Below are 19,580 nucleotides of genomic sequence, written 5' to 3' on the forward strand. Positions count from 1 at the left end.
TTTTACAGCAAACAACAACAGATGCCAACTACAAGACAAAACGGAAGCCTCTACACCAACATTGCCAACAAAGTAGCCATAGTGGAATTCGGCCATCCAGCCGGGAATTCGTTTGTTGCCGAACTTTTAAACCGATTGGTATTGGAGCTGGAAAAACTTTCCGAAGATCCTTCGATTACGGTCATTATCTTAAAATCCGAGGGCGACCGTGCCTTTTGTGGGGGTGCCTCGTTCGATGAATTGGTCGCCATTGAAAATTTATCGGAAGGCAAAGTATTCTTTAGCGGTTTCGCAAACGTCATCAACGCCATGCGGAAATGTAAAAAGGTCATTATCGGCCGGATCCAAGGAAAAACTGTGGGCGGGGGAGTTGGCCTCGCAGCGGCCTGTGATTACACCTTTGCTTCGGTCAACGCATCGATACGACTTTCCGAACTAACCATCGGCATCGCTCCGCTGGTCATCGCCCCAGCGGTGGAACGAAAAATCGGAAAGGCCGCTATCTGTGAATTATCCCTGGCCCCCACCGAGTGGAAAAACGCCTACTGGGCCCAAGAGAAAGGACTTTTTTCCAAAGTCTTTGAAACCACCAAGGAATTGGACAAGGAAATTGACTTTTTCGCCCAAAAACTATCGCAGTTCAACCCCGAGGCCCTCGAAGAATGGAAAAAAGTACTGTGGAACGATACCGATCATTGGGATGAACTCTTGGTCGAGCGGGCGGGTATTACAGGAACATTGGTGTTGTCCGAATTTACCAAAAAAGCCTTATCCAAGTTTAAAAAATAATATTCGTCTTGGTAGTTCGTTGTAGTAGAAAATAGGTACGATGGAAATTCTACAGTTTTTAAATGGTGATCTTATATTTCCCGTTTTGGCCCTTTTCGTGGTGGTCATCTATTTCATTAATCGAATACGGATGCGTCGCAGGTTCAAACGCTAGTCCACGCAACCATCCCAAAAACAGGTATCTCATAAGTAGCTATGCAATTCAAATACGATGACCATGAGAAATACTGTTTTTGGAATCGCCTTATTACTGCTGTTATTAGGATGCAACGGAGATGATGATTCGACCAATATAGACTGCTCGGCAAGTGCTTGTACAAACATTTTCATCTCACATACTGTTACGGTTACTGACCCGAGCGGGGTCGCCATTCCCTTGGACGCTTTTAGCGTTACCGATCTTGACACCGGTGAAGATCTTACGCGAACGCTTACCGAGGAGGAGCTTGAACAAGCAAGACAGGCAGGAAGGTATCCATTATACGACGACCTTACCGACCGTGATAATTTTCCTATAAGCAGAAGCATCGTTTTTAAAGGGTTCATCGACGAAAAAGAAGTCATTCGAGCGGAATACTCCGCAGGAACTGATTGTTGCCATTCAAGCGTAAGTGGAAACCTCAACCTTATCGTGGAGTAAAGCCTAGAATTCGATTCCACGTTTTGGTAGAATCCCTACCTTTGCTTTCCAAAAAGGCCCCATGGGAAATATTAGGATTACCAAGCAGTTTAATTTTGAGACCGGCCATGCCCTGTACGGTTATGACGGCAAATGTCGTAACGTGCACGGTCACAGCTACAAACTTTCTGTAACCGTTATCGGAACCCCTATTACGGATACTTCCCATGTAAAACTCGGTATGGTCATCGATTTCGGGGATTTGAAGAAAATCGTAAAGGAAGAAATCGTTGATGTCTTTGACCATGCCACCGTTTTTAACAAAAATACGCCTCATGTTGAGCTTGCCAAGGAACTCGAAGATAGGGGCCACAAGGTAATCCTGGCCGATTACCAACCTACAAGCGAATGCATGGTCATTGATTTTGCGGCCAAAATCAAAGCAAGACTTCCTGAAAACATTCAATTACATTCGCTAAAACTTCAGGAAACCGAAACATCATTCGCGGAATGGTTCGCCGCTGACAACTAGGGTGGTCCGTTTGTCTTTGCCTATATTTACAGTCTAATGAGGACCATCGATCTTCCAGTAGGTAAAAAGGCATATTTCTCCAGTGACAATCACTTGGGTGCGCCTACTATGTACGAGAGCCGCCCCAGGGAAAAAAAATTCGTTGCTTGGTTGGATACTATTAAAGCCGATGCAGGGGCTATCTTTCTCCTAGGTGATCTCTTTGATTTTTGGATGGAATACAAGACCGTCGTTCCAAAGGGCTTTACCCGAACCTTGGGTAAATTGGCCGAATTATCCGACTCGGGCATCCCTATCTTCTATTTTGTGGGCAACCATGACCTATGGATGAACGGATATTTCGAGGAGGAACTGAATATTCCCGTCTTTCATAAACCACAACAGTTCGAAATTAGTGGTGTTTCATTTTTTATAGGTCACGGTGACGGATTGGGTCCGCACGACAAGGGCTACAAGCGTATGAAAAAAGTATTTACCAATCCCATTGCAAAATGGTTGTACCGCTGGTTACATCCCGATTGGGGGGTGCGGCTGGCCCAGTACTTCTCGGTAAAGAACAAGCTCATTTCCGGTGATGAAGATGCCCAATTTTTGGGGGAAGAAAGGGAATGGCTGGTACAATACGCCAAACGGAAGTTGGAGACCCATCATTACGACCACTTCATTTTTGGCCATCGACATTTACCCTTGGAAATCGATTTGAACGGAAAATCAAGGTACACCAATCTGGGTGATTGGATCAAGTATTATACCTATGCCGTTTTTGATGGCAAGGAACTTGCTTTGGAAAAGTTCGATTGAATGTAGCGTACCCAAAAATCACTGAAGGAGTAAAAGGCGGCTTGCTTAGGTGAAGAATAGCTCAACCTGCCTCATGCTCCTCGACATCCCGACGCAAATCGAGCTTTCTGAAGCTGGGCGAGACCACGGCGGTTATCCCAACCGTGAGCAAGGTCATGGTACCCCCGAAAACGACGGCTGTAACCGTTCCCATCCATTTTGCGGTCACACCACTTTCAAAGGCTCCCAATTCATTCGAGGAGCCCACGAACATCGAGTTGACCGAAGCTACCCTGCCCCGCATATGGTCTGGCGTCTTTAACTGTAGAATGGTCTGGCGTATGACCATGGAGATTCCATCCAACGCACCACTTAGAAACAGGGCTACGACCGAAATCAAGAACGAGGTCGATAATCCGAATACGATGATACAGACCCCAAAGCCAAAAACCGCCACCAATAGTTTGCGCCCTGCATACTGGTGCAATGGAAACCTAGTGGAGGCTACCATCATCAAGGCGGCACCGACCGCCGGGGCCGCCCGCAATACCCCGAAACCTTCCGACCCTACCTGTAGGATGTCTTGGGCGAAAACCGGGAGCAGTGCCACGGCTCCACCGAACAATACGGCGATCATATCCAATGTCAATGCTCCAAAAATCGCTTTGCTCTCAAAAACAAATCGAATTCCTTCCTTTAAACTTTTCAGTACCGGTTCCCCTATTTTTGGATTTAGAATGGGCTTGCGTGCAATGCGAAAGAGATTGAGCAGCGCCACCAAGGAAAAGCCCAAAATAAGGCACATAGACCAATGTACCCCGATCCAACTAATTGAAAATCCCGCAGCCGCAGGACCTAGAACCGAGGCCAACTGCCAAGTAGTACTGCTCCATGTAGCCGCATTGGGATACACTTTTTTGGGAACGATCAATGCAATCAAGGAAAAAATAGTCGGTCCTAGAAAGGCTCGGACGATTCCTCCCATAAAAACCAAAAAGTAGATGGCATACAGAACGGTCGTGGTGGCAACGGAAGCCTCCAGCGAAGGTAGGCTCAGCAGAAAAAGTCCCAAACTAATGACCGAAAACCCGAGGATACATTTCACCAGTAGGTTTCTTTTTTCTTTTTGGTCGACCACATGACCCGCAAAGAGCGCTGTAGAGACCGCGGGAATCACCTCCATCAAACCGATAATTCCGAGGGAAAGCGGATCTTTGGTCATCGTGTAGACCTGCCATTCGATGACAATGAATTGCATCGACCAAGCAAATACCATGGCAAATCGTACGCCTAAAAAGATGTTGAATTCCTTAAATCGTAAGGCAGCGTATGGATCCATGCAATCGTTTAGTGGAAGAAATCGTTGGTAAATTTAGTATTCTCGGGTAATGAACCACAAAATCGGCTTACGAAATCGATTTGTTATCCCAAGAAGCCATTAATCAAAAACCGACCATTCGGTCGGACACCTAACGCCTATAAAAGGGTAATATGTGAGACCAACCCGGATTAAAATATCGTTATTAAGGTTGAACTAACCTGAAACGGCATCCCTCAAACACATTTTTAGAACTACCGACCGATCGGTCTGTAAAAGGTATTTGAAATATTAGCTCCGTACATCCTTGAGCTTTAGTTGAAGGCTTATCTGGCCCTGCCATTCATTTTCATCCAAGCAAAAAACAGCACTGAACCGCTTTTTGTTCGAAACTACCCCTAATTTATCGCCCAGATTAAAGCCGATTCCGCCAATGGGGCCTATACCGTTCTGTTTCACCGAAACCTTCAGGTGTTTTTCGTCTTCGCCTACCCCTTTGGCGTACCCCGTATCCATCAAGTTTTCAGCCATAAAAACAGGGGTCATGTTCCCGGGACCGAAGGGGGCAAATTGTTTGATGATCCGCATCAGCCTAGGTCTCAAATCCTTGAAGTCAATCACTGCGTCTACCTTGATTTCTGGAATCAACAAGGTGGGATCGATGGTTTCGGAGACTACTTTTTCGAATTGGGATTTAAAGGCCTCAAACTGCTCTTCCAACAAGGTGAGCCCAGCAGCATATTTATGCCCCCCAAACTGTTCGATACAATCCGAGCAATCCATCAGTGCGTTGTAGACATCAAAACCGGAGACCGAGCGGGCAGAAGCGGCCAGTTTCTCCCCACTTTTGGTAAAAACCAAGGTAGGGCGGTAATACGTCTCGGTCAAGCGAGAGGCTACGATTCCGATGACGCCTTTATGCCAATGGTCTTTATAGACGACCGAAGTGAAGCGATTTTCTTCTCCGTTTTCCCGAATCTGTATCAAGGCCTCCTCCGTAATCTCCTGATCCAGGGTCCGACGATCGGTATTGAATTGTTCAATACTTTTGGCGAATGCCACCGCTTGTTCGTAATCGGTTTCCATAAGAAGGTTTACCGCATGTCGTCCGTGTTCCATACGCCCCGCGGCATTGATTCTAGGGGCTATAATGAATACTACGTCGGTGATGGTGAGTTCGTCTTTTTTAATTTGGTCGATAATTGCCTTGAACCCTGTTCGGGGATCGGTATTCATTACCCGCAGTCCGTAATAGGCCAAAATTCGATTCTCCCCGGTTATCGGTACGATATCGGCTCCGATGGCCGTCGCTACCAGATCCAGATAAGACATCAAATCATTCGTGGTCTGTCCCCGACGGGATCCCAACGCCTGTACCAACTTAAAACCCACCCCGCAACCACAGAGCTCCTTATACGGATAGCTACAATCGTCCCTTTTAGGGTCTAGGACCGCTACGGCTTCAGGCAACGTCTCTCCGGGTCGGTGGTGGTCACAAATAATGAAATCGATGCCTTTTTCCTTTGCGTAAGCGATTTTATCAATCGCTTTTACCCCACAATCCAAAGCGATTATGAGCGAAAACCCATTGTCTTCGGCAAAATCGATACCCTGATAGGAAATTCCATACCCTTCGGTATATCTGTCTGGGATATAGGTTGCCACATTTGGGTAGTACGTTGATAGGTAGGAAGATAGCAATGCGACGGAGGTAGTACCATCCACGTCATAATCCCCGAACACCAGGATGTTCTCTTCATTATCAATGGCTTTTTCGATTCGGCCCACCGCCGCATCCATATCTTTCATCAAAAAAGGGTCGTGCAATTCCGATAACTGGGGACGGAAGAAGGCTTTGGCCTCCCCATAGGTCGAGATGCCCCGTTGCAGTAATAACTGTGCCACTAACGGTTCTACCTTCAGCTCCGCCGCTAGTCGGTCGATTTCATGCTGTTCGGGTTTTGGTTTGATGGTCCAGCGCATTTACTAAAAGTTCAAATTCAAGTATCAAGTGCAAGTGCAAGTGCAAGTTCAAATAAATACAATATATACTGTCCTCAAAGAGTTTTGCGGATTACTGCTTATTTTTAATTATGGTAGCCATTATTTTGATCAGTTGTTCGACCTCGTCCAATAGTTCCTGTATTTTATTGGGGTTTCCGTAATGTACTTTGGTCAATATTTTCAAGTTTACCCTAGACTCTTTCAATTCTTTTAAACTTAAGCCTGCTTTGTTTATATAATCTCTGTCGCTATTGGTTCCCTGTGCTTCGCCAAAGTTTAGTGCGGCACTTCCGCCTGACCTCAAGAGCTGATTTCCATAATACTCCCCGGTAATATCCCTGGGTAAGTCTTTGCAGAACATAACGATATTGGCGGCGAAGTCTACCAAACGATTTTCCAAATCAAATTTTTTTCCAGACATGTACTATCCTTAGTAATTGGTATTGCACTTGATACTTGAACTTGCTCTTTACCGATGAAACAACACTTTCACTTCCAAGGCTGCAAACCGTCGAAACATTTCCATGACCCCGCAGTATTTCTCAATGGATAGGTCCACGGCTTTCCGCAATTTGTCCTCTCTTAGATTATCGCCATAAAAGTGGTACTCAATGGTCACTCCATCATAGTATTTCGGGTGTTCGTCGGTGAGGTTGGCAATGGTCTCTATGTGGAAATCATCGACTTCCAGTTTCATCTTTTTGATAAGGGAAGCCACGTCCAGTCCAGAGCAACCCGCCAGTGAAGAAAGCATCAATGCCTTGGGACGAAGACCCGAACCTTCACCCCCATCATCGGGACCTGCATCGATCCTGAGGTTGAGCCCCGACGGATTGTTGCTTTCAAAAGCCATTTTACCTAGCCATTTCGTACTGATATGATTTGTGGTACCCATAAATTTTTGTTTCTTGTGAAGGTTAAAAATACGATAAATTAGAAACCTATGGCACTTGTTCCACCCCTCGATCCCGACCACGACCCGGAGACCAAAAAATTAGCGGAGTTCTTCAATGAAACCTTGGGGTTTTGTCCCAATTCCATTTTAACCATGCAACATCGCCCTGCTATCTCAAAGGCCTTTATCAACCTGAACAAAGCGGTGATGTCTAACGAAGGTCGGGTGACTTCGGCCCTTAAACGCATGATCGCCTGGGTCAGCAGTAATTCAACCGGTTGCCGCTATTGCCAAGCCCACGCCATTCGCGCTGCGGAACGGTATGGGGCGGCACAGGACCAACTGGACAACATCTGGGAATACCGTACCCATCCTGCATTTTCAGAAGCGGAGCGTGCGGCTTTGGACTTTTCGCTTCAAGCCTCCCAAGTACCAAATCAGGTCGATGCTGAAATCAAGGAACGTCTTTACCAATATTGGGACGAGGGTGAAATCGTAGAGATGTTGGGCGTGATTTCGCTCTTCGGCTACCTCAATCGCTGGAACGATTCTATGGGAACCTCTATTGAAAATGGGGCCGTAGAAAGTGCCGACCAATACCTCGGGAAACATGGCTGGAAGAAAGGAAAGCATGATGGTTCTAGATATTAGATTTTAGAATAGAGATATGAGACAAAAGATAAATCAGCAATTGATAAGAATTTGGCTTCTTTATTAGATATTATCTTATTATGAACTCATAAAGATTTTTAATAATCTTTTCTAAAGTAGGGTTATCAGATATAATGTCTTCATACGTAAGATTCGAGTTAATAAAAAAGTCACAGAGTTTTATTTTATAGTCATTTTTTAAAGAACCTGAATCTGCTTTGAAGGACCTATGATTTTGAATAGGAATATTATATTCCAAAAGTTTCGCTCTGTAGAAATCCCCAATCCCTATTTTATCATAATCTGATTTCTCAAAATCAACTCTTTCTAGCTCATCTATATGTACTTCTTTTACCAGTTGTGGCATGAAATTCTTAACAATGTCTGTTTGTAGTAAGTTCTCAATTTCCTTTACTTCAGTACTTTGATATTTGAAATTTTTACGGTTGTTGGATAACTTTTCAAGTTCACTTCTTCTTTTTCCTTTTAACGTTCTTCTATCAGCATTATCTGAGTCCGCGAAAAGATAAATTTTATTGGCTAAAGCAAATGAATTAATCTTATCACGGACTTCCTCGTCATTACCCTCAAAGTCATTTTCGAATAAATAATGAGCGATTAGATTTCCTCCATACTCAAAAAAAGCATAATCAATATCTTCCTTTAGCAAAGTCTCGAGATGTTCACAATATAATTTCAAAAATTTTGAAAGGTATTTTCTATCAGTAGGACCTTCGACCCATATTGAAGTGTTTGCTAAAAAAACGGAAGAAGTGTTCACTCCTAACAAGTCCAAAACTTCTTTGTCTGGTTTTATATTTGCTTTAATATTGAACTTTTCCATTCTCTCCTTTTCGAACTGGAAGATTCCGATTTCCTTATGGTCTAAGGATAAATCTAAAAAGTGGTTCGAATGGGTCGTGATGTAGTATTTCAATTTTTTTCTTACTAGAAAATCATCATTTAATAAAGTTTGAATAAAAATTCGCTGTAAACCTGGATGTAAATGTGTCTCTGGCTCTTCAATGAATATCCATGAACCCTTGTCAGCCATAAAGATGGGGAAAAGTAATAATACGATTGACTGAATTCCATCTCCTATTTCATGAGTTTTTCGTTCTTCCCCATCTATATAGAAAATGATATTCCCTTCACTTAAACTGGAGATTATTTCAACCGGTTTTTTATTGAAGAAATATCGAGATAGGAATTTCTCGAACTGGTCAAATCCCTTTCGTATATTTTTTCTACTAGTTCTAATACTTAAGATTCTATCAAAAAAATCTAAACCACTGAATACATCAATATTTTTAAGGTCATATAAATCCTCAACTGTTTTTTGAAACGTTTCCTTGTCAAGTGCTGAACTCTTTTTAATACTTCTTAAAATTGGAATATAGATTCTATCATTTGGTTTGTTTTCCACGGCATAAACAATATCCTCTTTTATTTCCGCTACAATTTCCAGTAGCGCTATTCTTTCAGATAGGGAGGATCTCCTTTTTGCTTGACGGTTTTCCAATTTCTCTAGTTCATTTTTATCTCTTTCTTTTAAAGTGATGAACGGCTCAATCAATTCAATATATTTCGCTGAATTTGCAATTAGTGTACTATAACTAATTTTGGAAAAGTCGATGTCTTGATACAGTTGTAGTATTTCAGAAGCCAGAGAATTATTAAAAGTTCTGTAGTTTTCAAATCGATTTTCATACCACTGGTTTATTTTCTGAATTTTTTCCTCTATACTTTTCTCACTTTTTAAAACTTGGATGAAACTTGCGTTTGTTTTTAATAAACCCCTTAGAAATCTACTCTTCCCTGAATTGTTAGACCCAACAAGAAAATTAATGGCTTGAAACCTACCCAAAAAATCTATCGTCTCATTTGATGAAATTGAGGCTACTTTTTTTTTATTTAAATAGTAAACACAATTTGAGTAGTCGTCTCCAAACTCTTTTGGAAATGAACTATCATTGAACGCAAATTTTAAATACATGTAGGAAATTTAATTTAAAACTATGAGATTTAAAATAGAGCACGCCTACTTTCTTGACCCACATCAATATCGTTTAGCGCTAAATACCGGAAATTTGTTCCATCATCATTCAACTACCATGACATGGCCGGTTTATTCATCAGTCCAGAAAATCAAATACAGCGTTTGAATCAGATCACTAACGAAATAGCGCGTTTAAAGTCGTTACCCCTCTCCCTATTGACCGTACCCCCCAAACCGAAAGCATGGAGCATCATCGAGATCATTGCGCATTTGAATATAGCCTACGGTCTTTATGAAGAAAAAATAAATGGTGCTTTGGCAAAGTGCCCCAATAAGCAGTCCGAAACCGAGCCCTTTAAAGCACGTGCATGGCAACGCTTTGTCATTAATGGGCAACGCCCCAAAGGAAATGTTCGCAAGTGGAAAATGAAGACCCTGAAAAAATTTGAACCCTTACTGTCCCCTGAAAATAGGAACCAGGAACAGATCAGTTCTATTTTTGATACTTTTCAAACGCATTACGGCCACTTAAGACAAGCCATTCTCACTGGTAGAAATAAGGATCTTTCAAAGGTTAAAATCACCTCGGCGATCGGTCCGATTGTCAGGTTTTACCTTCCGGAATGCTTTGAATTCTTGCTTTGCCATGCCGAACGGCATCTGGTACAAATCAACGAAACAAAGGAAATGATATCTTAAAGATAAGGTGAGGCAGATTTGGCAAAATACCCGTACTTTTAATCAAATCTGTGCCGATGAGCGAGACGGAACTTCAACGATTGCTAGGTTTTTTTTCGGATGTTCAAATCGATTCGGAACAGGCCGATCATTTTAGGAAGTTGTGGACAATGAGAGCGTTCGAACGCTCGGAGCTGATTACAGAGGCTGGCCATACCGAGCGTTATTTTTACTTTGTGTTGGAAGGGGTGCAGGCCTTATATGTCTTAAATCAAAGAGGTGAAAAAGTGGTTTTGGGCTTTTCCTATTCGGGAAGTCCTTCCGGGGTATTCGATTCCTTTATTGCCCGAAGCCCCTCGTCGACTTTTTTGGAAGCATTGAAACCTTCCAAACTACTGGCAATAACCTTACCGGATTATGAATCACTTTTTGGGCTATTTCCCGATTTTCATCGATGGGGGCATCTATTTTTTAGGGAAGTCCTTTTTGGGCGTCTGTTTCGGGAGGTCGAATTGTTGACCCTTTCCGCAGAGCAACGGTACATTGCCTTCATGCAACGGTGTCCGGAGGAATTAAAGGTGATTCCCCAGAAATACCTGGCTTCCTATTTGAACATGAAACCGGAGACCTTTAGTCGTTTGCGGTCTTCGACTAGTTATTAGCAAAGAATCGGCATCCCTAGGCAAATCGTTTTAGGATTTGCTATACAGGGGCTAAATGAGTATGTTTTCAAGTAGGTAAATGGTCAACATTCCCCAAAAAGTTCCTGTTGCCATGCTAAGAATTGCCAGTACGATGGCATGGGGCATCCATTTCTTTTCATAAGCCGCTGTAACGGCCGGGGCGGTTGCGATTCCTCCGACGTTTGCCATACTCGCAATGGGCACCCAAGCCATGTTCACATTCAGAAGTTTGGCAATCAATATCATGAACAGAAAGTGGCCTAGTAACCAAATAATCAAAAAGACCAGAAATGTCGTATCAAAACCTACGGTATTGAATCGGAGCTTGAGCCCAAGCACTGCCATTACCAGGATAATCAGAATACCTCCGAATTTGAGGGTAAAGCCAAAGTTCCATTTTGGAATAAAGTTGCTAAGCACCAACCCTATCATCGAAAGAATTACCACCCTCCCTACAAAGGAGGGAACCAAAAGATTACACAAAAAAACTATTCCCAAAAGGGTCGCCCCACAAATCCAGGAAGACAGGGAGTTCGTCAAATCTGAACGAAGTTCTTCAGGCATGGCGGTATCGGAAATACGCAATAATCGGTTCAACCACGAACTCTTTTTGATGGTTTGAAACATTCCTATTGTCCAGATGTTTACTAGAATATTATCCATCACCAGTACGGAGAGAAAGATATTTTCGGGGCACTCGACCAATTCCTTTAATACCAATTGACTGGTACTACCGCCAATCCAACTGCCCACTACGGGTGGAATACCCTTCCAATAACTATCCTGTATCAGGTTTTGGGATACCCAGTCGGTTCCCACCAGACCCCAAACCAATACTACGGGAAAAAGCGCAATAAATAAGGAACCCATCGCAAAAAGGGCCACCGGTTTCCAACCAATGGCTTTTAGTTGCCCCAATGAGAGGCTGCTCATAACGGCTATAATAGCCAGCGGAATAAAATAGTCCTTGCTAAAATCGTGAATAGCGTCCTGGGAAAAATCAACATCGATCAAGAAAGAAATCACTGCTGGAATTACATAAGCCAACAAAATAGCCGGTACCCAATCAAAAAGGGATTGTACATATCGGTTTTCCCAACGGTCAAGGAAAAAGACCGTGATTACGGTAAATGAAACAATGAACCAAGGGGTAAACATTGGCGCAAATTAACTCTTTTAGGAACAGGGCCAGTATTTATTTTTTTCCTGCAACTACAAGAACCAACTCCCCTTTTGGAGGTTTATGGGCAAAGTGCTCCAGTACCTCTTTCACGGTACCGCGTACCGTTTCCTCATACATTTTGGTCAGTTCCCGGGAAACGGACATAGGCCGGTCGGGCCCAAAATACGCTACCAGTTGGGCAAGGGTCTTCAAGAGTTTATGAGGGGATTCATACATAATGATGGTACGTGTTTCCTCGGCCAAAAACTTCAATCGGGTCTGACGTCCCTTTTTAACGGGTAGAAATCCTTCGAACACAAACTTGTCGTTGGGCAGACCGCTATTGACCAAGGCAGGTACAAAAGCCGTCGCTCCAGGAAGGCAATCAACCGCTATGCCATTGTCTACGCAGGCCCGTGTCAATAAAAATCCGGGGTCCGAAATGGCGGGAGTTCCCGCATCCGATATAAGGGCCATTGTTTCCCCTTCCTTCAAACGCTTTACCAAGCCATCGATCATTTTGTGCTCATTGTGCATGTGATGGGCTTGCATCGGGGTTGAAATATTGAAGTGTTTCAAGAGCTTGCCACTGGTTCGGGTATCCTCCGCCAAAATGACATCGACCTCCTTTAAAATCCGAATGGCCCGAAGAGTCATATCTTCCAAATTGCCGATTGGGGTGGGAACCAAGTATAATTTACCCATGAATTCAAATTTCCTCAAAAATAACCATCTTTGCCTTAGATGTAAGACTAAGGAAACAAGACGTAAGGCGATCGCTTAAAATCAAGCAGTTTTCAGACCCCTTCTCCTGAAACCAAAAAACCCGACATATAGGGCCGGGTTTTCAATTTATTCAAGTGCCGTTAAGCAAACTTACGCTCGATAATCGCCATGAACCGTTCCTCGTATTCCTCTTTCCCTACCCAATCATTATAATCGGGTTTCACCATGTTATTAATAAACGATACGGATCGGTCCAACGAATTGATTGTTTTCAATTGGGAAAGCACTCGATTATAATCCTCGGTACTGCCATTGAAAAGGTGTTTTACGAAAGCGAGACGGTTGTTCAAATCAATTTTGATCTCCTTTTTGCTCAACTTGTCGTTCAATGACTTGGGCGGGGCCGGTTCAGCTTCTTGTTTCTTTTGGGGCATAAAAAGCTCCTTATCGTTCTTCAAATAGTCGGGCTTGGCCAAAAATTCCGCCAATACTTCATCTACCGGGGCATTACTTGGCATCTCGGATACCATATCCTTAATGGTGTCCATTCCCGGAATAATGATGTCTTCTTGATGCGGATTGCTCTCAGGTACCGACGTGTTGGCACTGAGTACTGCGTTCGCCATTTTTTCGAACTTTTCTGCGATTACATTTTTGGAAACATCAATCTCGATATCGTGTAGCTTTTCTTCTATGAATTTTAAAACGGCCAATTTTTCATAAAGTGTTTTCGCGGCTTCGTACAAATCGGAGATCTCATTGAGATTCCTTGCCGTAATAATGTCGGTGGATAATTTCCGAAGTTCTTCCTTCAGTTTTCTTTTCATCTTGGAAATTTTAGTTCTTTGAAATTCCGGTGCAACGCGTTGTTCAAACCATTGCACCATACAAAAATTTATAAAGGCCCTTTTTTCATCCAGTTTTTATTTCAGCCCGAGGCAAAAGGTGTGCCTTTTTATGTAATTTTATCATTCTTAACAATAGAACGAAAAAACCGCCTATTTTCGTCTAAAATTACAAAATGTTTCTCGAAAATACTGTTAACCACAAAGAACAATTCGGCTGGATAGAGGTAATCTGCGGCTCGATGTTCTCTGGCAAAACGGAGGAACTGATACGCAGATTAAAACGAGCCCAATTTGCGAAACAAAAAGTAGAAATCTTCAAACCGATGGTTGATACCCGTTACCATGATGACATGGTAGTCTCGCACGATGCCAACGAAATACGCTCTACCCCGGTCCCAGCTGCGGCCAACATACGGCTTTTAGCAGATGGTTGTGATGTAGTGGGCATTGATGAGGCGCAGTTTTTCGATGACGAAATCGTAACCGTTTGCAACGATTTGGCCAACAAAGGCGTGCGTGTCGTCGTGGCCGGCTTGGATATGGATTTCAAGGGCAATCCTTTCGGACCCATGCCCGCCCTTATGGCCACGGCCGAATATGTTACCAAAGTGCATGCCATCTGCACCAGAACCGGCAACCTCGCCAATTATAGCTTTCGGAAATCCGATAACGACAAATTGGTATTACTGGGGGAGACAGAAGTATACGAACCCCTTAGCAGGGCTGCTTTTTACAAAGCAATGCTAAAGGAGAAAGTGAGCCAAATGAATGTCGAAGCCGAGGAAATCACCGCAAACCCAAAAAGTTCCAATGGGTAAGGCTCGGGAAACTATCTTGGAAATCGACTTGAGGGCCTTGGAGCACAACTATCGGTATCTACGCTCCAAATTAGGTCCTGAGACAAAGTTCTTAGGGGTCGTAAAAGCATTTGCTTATGGAAGCGATTCCAAACGAATCGCCCTCAAATTACAAGACCTAGGAATCGATTATTTAGCCGTGGCTTATGTCAAAGAAGGGGTTGCCCTGCGCAATGCAGGGGTTACGAAGCCTATTCTGGTGCTACATCCCCAAGCTGTCAACTTTGACCAATTGATTGAACATTGCCTGGAGCCCAGTATCTACTCTCCCAGAATTTTAAGGGCTTTTTTAAAGACTGCGAAGAAACATCGCCAAAAAGACTATCCCGTTCACATCAAATTCAATACAGGACTAAACCGTTTGGGCTTTTGGGAAAACGACGTGAGCCATATCACCGAAGAAATAAGTGGGGGAACCGAGTTGCGAATACATTCTGTTTTTTCCCATTTGGCCGCTTCGGAAGATTTGAACGAAGTCGATTTTACACAAAAGCAAATCGAGACCTTTGATAAAATAACCACTCAAATCGATCATAAATTAGGATACCGCCCTTTTCGCCATCTTTTAAATACGTCCGGAATCATCAATTACCCCGAAGCACAGTACGATATGGTACGAAGCGGTATTGGGCTATACGGTTTTGGCAACGAGGCCCAAATCGATGCCGAACTGAAGCCGGTGGCCACTTTAAAAACGATTATTTCGCAAATACATCGAATAGAGCCGGGAGAAAGTGTGGGATATAACCGGGCCTTTTTTTCAAACGGCTATCGAACCACGGCCACTTTGCCATTAGGGCATGCCGACGGTATCGGAAGGCAGTACGGTCATGGAAAAACCTATGTGGAGGTGAATGGACAAAAAGCGTTTATCATAGGCAACGTGTGTATGGACATGTTGATGATCGACATAACGGGGATCGATTGTAAAGAGGGCGATGAGGTCATCGTTTTTGGGAAAAACCCTAACGCCGATCGTTTTGCGGCGACCGCCGATACCATTTCGTACGAACTTCTCACGGGCATCTCGCAACGGGTAAATCGCTTGTTTATTGGCGATTAAATTCGTTCTTAACATTTTGTTATGAATCTTTTTTTTCGCTACATTGCGCTCGTATTAACCACTAAAAAACACTAATATGCTAAAAGAATTCAAGGAATTTGCCATGAAAGGAAACCTGGTAGACATTGCCGTGGGTTTCGTAATGGGTGCCGCCTTTAACAAACTGGTGTCCACGTTCACAGCAGGAATCGTTTCCCCGCTGATAGGTTTAATTTTCAACGCTGACTTTAGGGATTTAAAATATATCATACAAGAAGGTACTATGAACGACGCAGGTGAAAAAGTAGGTGAAATTGCTGTTCTTTACGGGGATTTCTTGACTGATTTGATCGATTTCATTATCGTGGCATTCGTAATGTTCATGATCGTTAAGGGAGTAAATAAAATGAAAAAATCGGAGCCAGAGCCAGAGGCAACACCAGCAGGACCGACTCAAGAGGAACTGCTCATGGAAATCCGGGATGCCCTCAAAAAGTAATTCATCCGTTATTCCTTTGTAGTGGAACTATCAGGATGACCGCTACACTACCATATCCAAACCCCTGCCAGTTGGTGGGGGTTCTTTTTTCTGGTTTTTTTACTTGTTTTAAATGTAACATATTGTTGTATTTTTTGTTTTTCGTATTTCTTTGTTTGTCCACTCTTCCGTATTGGCCTACATTTGTCCTCTAAATTTAAAAATGATGAAAGTAGCCGTAGTCGGTGCCACCGGAATGGTTGGGGAAGTAATGCTCAAAGTATTGGCCGAACGTAATTTTCCCATTACGGAACTGGTATTGGTCGCCTCGGAACGTTCTGTGGGCAAAACCATGGAATATGAAGGAAAAGAACATGTCATAATCGGATTGGCCGATGCCGTCGCGGCACGGCCTCAAATCGCCCTCTTCTCCGCAGGGGGAGATACCTCGATGGTGTGGGCGCCGAAATTTGCAGAAGTGGGGACCACCGTCATCGATAATTCCTCGGCTTGGCGAATGGACCAGACCAAAAAATTGATCGTTCCTGAAATCAATGCCCAAGAGCTGACCGCAAGTGACAAAATTATCGCTAACCCTAATTGCTCCACGATACAACTTGTCATGGCTCTGGCCCCTTTACATAAAAAATATAAAATGAAGCGGGTTATTGTATCTACGTATCAGTCCGTATCTGGGACCGGTGTCAAGGCAGTGCGCCAATTGGAGAATGAGATTGCGGGTATTGAAGGCGAAATGGCCTACCCTTATCCTATTAGTAGAAATGCGCTGCCCCACTGTGATGTATTCATGGAAAACGGCTACACCAAGGAGGAAATGAAATTGGCAAGGGAACCACAGAAAATTTTGGATGATCGCACTTTTTCGGTATCGGCGACAGCAGTTCGGATTCCTACCGCAGGCGGACATTCCGAATCGGTCAACGTGGAATTTGAGAATGATTTTACGCTAAGCGATGTACGTCGCCTCTTAAATGATTCAGCCGGTGTTACCGTACAGGACAATCCGGATACGAACACCTATCCCATGCCCATTTATGCCCATGACAAGGATGAGGTTTTTGTCGGGCGTATCCGTAGGGACGAAACGCAGCGAAATACCCTTAATATGTGGATCGTATCGGATAACTTGAGAAAGGGAGCGGCCACCAATGCCGTACAGATTGCCGAATACCTTTTAAAAAACAGCTTGGTATAATTTTTACTTATAAAATGATGTTAAAACCTTCTATTTTCAAAGGAAAGGAAGGTTTTTTTGTGCTATTTTTAGGGCGCATCCTCTTACTCGTAACCCATGAAAAAAACCATTTTGGTCATTACTACTTTCAACCTTTTACTAGGTCTTCAAGCCCAGTCAGAAAAACAAATACCTCCCGTGAAATATCCTAGTACCGCCAAAATCGGCGTAACCGATACCTATTTCGGAACGTCGGTCGAAGACCCTTATCGTTGGTTGGAAGATGACCGCAGTCCAGACACCGAAGATTGGGTAAAACGACAGAACAGTACCACTTTTCGATACTTGGATAAGATTCCGTTTAGGGGACAGCTTAAAAAACGTCTGGAATCACTTTGGAACTACGAAAAATTAGGATCCCCTTTTAAGGAAGGGGACTACACCTATTTTTATAAAAACGACGGTCTCCAGAATCAATATGTCGTCTACCGTCAGAAAGAAGGCGGAGCGCCCGAAGTTTTCCTAAATCCCAATACCTTTTCGGAAGACGGCACCACCTCCTTGGCAGGGCTTCGTTTTACCAAAGATGGCTCTTTGGCCGCTTATCTAATATCCGAAGGGGGAAGCGACTGGCGCAAAGGCATCGTACTGGATGCCGAAACCAAACAAATAGTCGAGGATACACTCGTCGACATCAAATTTAGCGGTATTTCGTGGAAAGGTAACGAGGGTTTCTACTATTCGAGCTACGACAAACCCGAGGGTAGTGAGCTTTCTGCCAAAACCGATCAGCACAAGGTCTTTTATCACAAGTTGGGCACCCCACAAAAAGAAGACCAACTCATTTTTGGAGGCACTCCCGAGGAAAAACACCGCTATGTAGGGGCCTCCGTAACCGAAGACGAAAAATACCTCGTGATTTCGGCATCGGTCTCCACTTCGGGAAACAAATTGTTCATTAAAGACCTATCGACTCCAGATGCCCCTTTGGTATCCGTTGTAGCCGATACGGATTCCGATAACTATGTCATCGACAATGTGGATACGAAATTATTTATCGTCACCAATAGAAACGCACCCAATCAGAAAATCGTAACGGTAGATGCTTCGGATCCCACTCCTAATCATTGGGTGGATTTTATCCCAGAGACCGAAAACGTCTTAAGTCCGAATAAAGGCGGCGGCTACTTTTTTGCCGAATACATGATCGATGCCATTTCAAAAGTATTTCAATATGATTACGATGGTAACCTGGTTAGGGAAGTTGAATTACCCGGTGTCGGCAGCGCCGGTGGTTTTGGGGGGAAAAAGGAAGAAAAGGAATTCTATTTTTCATTTACCAATTACGTCACCCCCGGATCTTCCTATAAGTACAACGTGGATTCTGGGGAATATGAGGTTTATTGGAAGCCGGAAATCGATTTCAACCCGGAGGAGTATGAGTCGAACCAAGTTTTTTATACCTCCAGGGATGGTACCAAGATACCTATGATCATTACCCACAAAAAAGGATTAAAACGCGACGGAAAAAATCCGACGATATTATATGGCTATGGCGGTTTCAATATTAGCCTTACCCCTTCATTCAGTATTGTCAATGCGGTTTGGATGGAACAAGGAGGTATTTATGCCGTACCCAATCTACGCGGGGGCGGAGAGTACGGTAAAAAGTGGCACAACGCAGGAACCAAAATGCAAAAACAAAATGTCTTCGATGATTTTATAGCTGCAGCGGAGTACCTGATTCAGGAAAACTATACCTCTTCAGAGTATCTTGCCATCAGGGGCGGCTCCAATGGTGGACTCCTAGTAGGTGCTACCATGACACAGCGTCCTGATCTGATGAAGGTTGCCCTCCCAGCGGTAGGGGTGCTCGATATGTTACGCTATCACACTTTTACGGCAGGTGCCGGATGGGCCTACGACTACGGCACTTCGGAAGACAGTAAGGAGATGTTCGAATATTTGAAAGGGTATTCGCCGGTACATAATGTAGAGAATGGGGTCGAGTACCCGGCAACTTTAATAACGACTGGGGATCATGACGATCGGGTAGTCCCCGCCCACAGTTTTAAATTCGCTGCGGAACTCCAAGCCAATCAGGCGGGGACCAACCCAACATTAATCCGAATAGAAACCAATGCCGGACACGGCGCGGGAACACCGGTAAGCAAGACCATAGAACAGTACGCCGATATTTTTGGATTTACTTTTTACAATATGGGATTTAAAGAACTTCCTAAATCCTTACTATCAGAAGAAATTCGAGATTAAATCCATTTGACTATCAATAATTTTCCGGAAAATCCGTTTCCTAATTGAGA

At 43.7% G+C, this 19,580-nt stretch carries 20 protein-coding genes; 12 read left to right on the forward strand and 8 right to left on the reverse strand.

Annotated elements, in window-relative coordinates; translation table 11 throughout:
* The first annotated feature begins 21 nt into the window (after nt 1-21).
* The 4 genes from FK220_RS06115 (at nt 22) to FK220_RS06130 (ending at nt 2,741) form a co-directional block, all read left to right on the forward strand.
* Entirely contained in the window at nt 22-789 is a 768-nt protein-coding gene (locus tag FK220_RS06115) for an enoyl-CoA hydratase/isomerase family protein (protein WP_152573368.1), read from the forward strand.
* 217 nt (nt 790-1,006) lie between these two features.
* Nucleotides 1,007-1,429 carry a hypothetical protein gene (locus FK220_RS06120; protein WP_152573369.1) on the forward strand — a complete coding sequence of 141 codons (423 nt, stop codon included), beginning with the start codon at nt 1,007-1,009 and terminating at the stop codon, nt 1,427-1,429.
* Nucleotides 1,430-1,490: 61 nt separating this feature from the next.
* Nucleotides 1,491-1,940 carry a 6-pyruvoyl trahydropterin synthase family protein gene (locus FK220_RS06125; protein WP_152573370.1) on the forward strand — a complete coding sequence of 150 codons (450 nt, stop codon included), beginning with the start codon at nt 1,491-1,493 and terminating at the stop codon, nt 1,938-1,940.
* 36 nt (nt 1,941-1,976) lie between these two features.
* Entirely contained in the window at nt 1,977-2,741 is a 765-nt protein-coding gene (locus FK220_RS06130) for a UDP-2,3-diacylglucosamine diphosphatase (RefSeq protein ID WP_152573371.1), read from the forward strand.
* A 61-nt stretch (nt 2,742-2,802) separates the two neighbouring features.
* Here FK220_RS06130 and FK220_RS06135 read toward each other — a convergent pair whose 3' ends face one another.
* From FK220_RS06135 to FK220_RS06150, 4 genes are all read right to left on the reverse strand, one after another.
* On the reverse strand, nt 2,803-4,059 hold the full coding sequence (locus tag FK220_RS06135) for an MFS transporter (protein WP_152573372.1): 1,257 nt from the start codon (nt 4,057-4,059) through the stop codon (nt 2,803-2,805).
* Nucleotides 4,060-4,329: 270 nt separating this feature from the next.
* The gene (recJ, locus tag FK220_RS06140; protein WP_152573373.1) at nt 4,330-6,021 is read right to left on the reverse strand and encodes a single-stranded-DNA-specific exonuclease RecJ; all 1,692 of its coding nucleotides are present in this window, start codon (nt 6,019-6,021) and stop codon (nt 4,330-4,332) included.
* A 91-nt stretch (nt 6,022-6,112) separates the two neighbouring features.
* Nucleotides 6,113-6,463: a four helix bundle protein gene (locus tag FK220_RS06145; protein WP_152573374.1), complete on the reverse strand. Its 351-nt coding sequence runs from the start codon at nt 6,461-6,463 to the stop codon at nt 6,113-6,115.
* 48 nt (nt 6,464-6,511) lie between these two features.
* The gene (locus FK220_RS06150) at nt 6,512-6,937 is read right to left on the reverse strand and encodes an OsmC family protein (protein WP_152573375.1); all 426 of its coding nucleotides are present in this window, start codon (nt 6,935-6,937) and stop codon (nt 6,512-6,514) included.
* Nucleotides 6,938-6,985: 48 nt separating this feature from the next.
* Here FK220_RS06150 and FK220_RS06155 point away from each other — a divergent pair, with 48 nt between their 5' ends.
* Nucleotides 6,986-7,588: a carboxymuconolactone decarboxylase family protein gene (locus tag FK220_RS06155; RefSeq protein ID WP_152573376.1), complete on the forward strand. Its 603-nt coding sequence runs from the start codon at nt 6,986-6,988 to the stop codon at nt 7,586-7,588.
* A gap of 70 nt (nt 7,589-7,658) precedes the next feature.
* Here FK220_RS06155 and FK220_RS06160 read toward each other — a convergent pair whose 3' ends face one another.
* On the reverse strand, nt 7,659-9,584 hold the full coding sequence (locus tag FK220_RS06160) for an AAA family ATPase (protein WP_152573377.1): 1,926 nt from the start codon (nt 9,582-9,584) through the stop codon (nt 7,659-7,661).
* Between the two features lie 123 nt (nt 9,585-9,707).
* Here FK220_RS06160 and FK220_RS06165 point away from each other — a divergent pair, with 123 nt between their 5' ends.
* Both FK220_RS06165 and FK220_RS06170 read left to right on the forward strand, forming a co-directional pair.
* Nucleotides 9,708-10,286, forward strand: a complete 579-nt coding sequence (locus FK220_RS06165) for a DinB family protein (RefSeq protein WP_152573378.1) — start codon at nt 9,708-9,710, stop codon at nt 10,284-10,286.
* 56 nt (nt 10,287-10,342) lie between these two features.
* Nucleotides 10,343-10,927 (forward strand): Crp/Fnr family transcriptional regulator, encoded by a 585-nt coding sequence (locus FK220_RS06170; RefSeq protein WP_152573379.1) that lies wholly within the window; start codon nt 10,343-10,345, stop codon nt 10,925-10,927.
* A 51-nt stretch (nt 10,928-10,978) separates the two neighbouring features.
* On the opposite strand, the gene FK220_RS06175 is transcribed toward FK220_RS06170, so the two are convergent.
* From FK220_RS06175 to FK220_RS06185, 3 genes are all read right to left on the reverse strand, one after another.
* Nucleotides 10,979-12,106 carry a DUF819 family protein gene (locus FK220_RS06175; RefSeq protein ID WP_152573380.1) on the reverse strand — a complete coding sequence of 376 codons (1,128 nt, stop codon included), beginning with the start codon at nt 12,104-12,106 and terminating at the stop codon, nt 10,979-10,981.
* A gap of 37 nt (nt 12,107-12,143) precedes the next feature.
* On the reverse strand, nt 12,144-12,815 hold the full coding sequence (gene rsmI, locus FK220_RS06180; RefSeq protein WP_152573381.1) for a 16S rRNA (cytidine(1402)-2'-O)-methyltransferase: 672 nt from the start codon (nt 12,813-12,815) through the stop codon (nt 12,144-12,146).
* Nucleotides 12,816-12,976: 161 nt separating this feature from the next.
* A complete protein-coding gene (locus tag FK220_RS06185) occupies nt 12,977-13,663 on the reverse strand; it encodes a hypothetical protein (protein WP_152573382.1) in 687 nt (228 codons plus the stop codon).
* Nucleotides 13,664-13,857: 194 nt separating this feature from the next.
* Here FK220_RS06185 and FK220_RS06190 point away from each other — a divergent pair, with 194 nt between their 5' ends.
* From FK220_RS06190 to FK220_RS06210, 5 genes are all read left to right on the forward strand, one after another.
* A complete protein-coding gene (locus FK220_RS06190; protein WP_152573383.1) occupies nt 13,858-14,502 on the forward strand; it encodes a thymidine kinase in 645 nt (214 codons plus the stop codon).
* Nucleotides 14,495-15,604: an alanine racemase gene (alr, locus tag FK220_RS06195; protein WP_152573384.1), complete on the forward strand. Its 1,110-nt coding sequence runs from the start codon at nt 14,495-14,497 to the stop codon at nt 15,602-15,604. The genes FK220_RS06190 and alr overlap by 8 nt, the downstream gene beginning before the upstream one ends.
* Nucleotides 15,605-15,680: 76 nt before the next feature.
* Nucleotides 15,681-16,082, forward strand: coding sequence for a large conductance mechanosensitive channel protein MscL (gene mscL / locus FK220_RS06200; RefSeq protein WP_152573385.1), 402 nt, complete (start codon nt 15,681-15,683; stop codon nt 16,080-16,082).
* Between the two features lie 205 nt (nt 16,083-16,287).
* Nucleotides 16,288-17,277 carry an aspartate-semialdehyde dehydrogenase gene (locus tag FK220_RS06205; protein WP_152573665.1) on the forward strand — a complete coding sequence of 330 codons (990 nt, stop codon included), beginning with the start codon at nt 16,288-16,290 and terminating at the stop codon, nt 17,275-17,277.
* A 96-nt stretch (nt 17,278-17,373) separates the two neighbouring features.
* On the forward strand, nt 17,374-19,530 hold the full coding sequence (locus FK220_RS06210) for a prolyl oligopeptidase family serine peptidase (protein ID WP_152573386.1): 2,157 nt from the start codon (nt 17,374-17,376) through the stop codon (nt 19,528-19,530).
* The last annotated feature ends 50 nt before the right edge of the window (nt 19,531-19,580 follow it).

This window comes from Pelagihabitans pacificus, assembly GCF_009371985.2.
In the GTDB taxonomy this organism is placed as follows: domain Bacteria; phylum Bacteroidota; class Bacteroidia; order Flavobacteriales; family Flavobacteriaceae; genus Pelagihabitans; species Pelagihabitans pacificus.